This is a genomic window from Vibrio sp. M260118, assembly GCF_036533755.1.
Classification (GTDB): Bacteria; Pseudomonadota; Gammaproteobacteria; order Enterobacterales; family Vibrionaceae; genus Vibrio.
Genome location: NZ_JATABG010000716.1, coordinates 1 through 475 on the forward strand (window position 1 = coordinate 1; position 475 = coordinate 475).

A 475-nucleotide genomic window follows, 5' to 3' on the forward strand; every position below is an offset into this window, starting at 1 on the left:
GTCAAGATTATTATTTTTTACATACTCAATAAGGCCAACAATTTTTCTATATTGCAAAATAGGTTCTCCAGAACCAACTATCCCAATTTTGAAAGTGGATAAATTGTTAATTCTTGCATAATCATTTAGGTTTTTTGCTATTTTTATTAGCTCATCAGTAGTAAACTCTTGCGGAATTCCACTTAACTTTCCATTATCTTCATTATGAAAGTGGCAGTAAGCACATTTTAAGTTACATTTTTCTCCAAGAGATATACAAGCTCTATCAATCACTTCAAGTATCCTTTAAACAGTTCAAATATATCACTACTTTTCGGGTTGTTAGCATCTAAATAGTCAACTGCTGTTTTGTTATTTCTACACCTAATCATCAAGTCAGTTTTTTCAATTAGCATTCTGACCATTTTTATATCGTGCTTAATACAAGCTTTCATCAAAGGTGTGTAGCCATTATTATCTTGTTGATTGGTACAAG

2 protein-coding genes are annotated in these 475 nt (G+C 30.7%); both read right to left on the minus strand.

Annotated elements, in window-relative coordinates; translation table 11 throughout:
- Nucleotides 1–273 (minus strand): radical SAM protein (locus tag QTO00_RS20805; RefSeq protein ID WP_331426403.1); only part of this gene is annotated, 273 nt, incomplete at its 3' end.
- A partial coding sequence (locus tag QTO00_RS20810) for an ankyrin repeat domain-containing protein (protein WP_331426404.1) occupies nucleotides 270–475 on the minus strand: 206 nt, incomplete at its 5' end. The genes QTO00_RS20810 and QTO00_RS20805, both read right to left, overlap by 4 nt.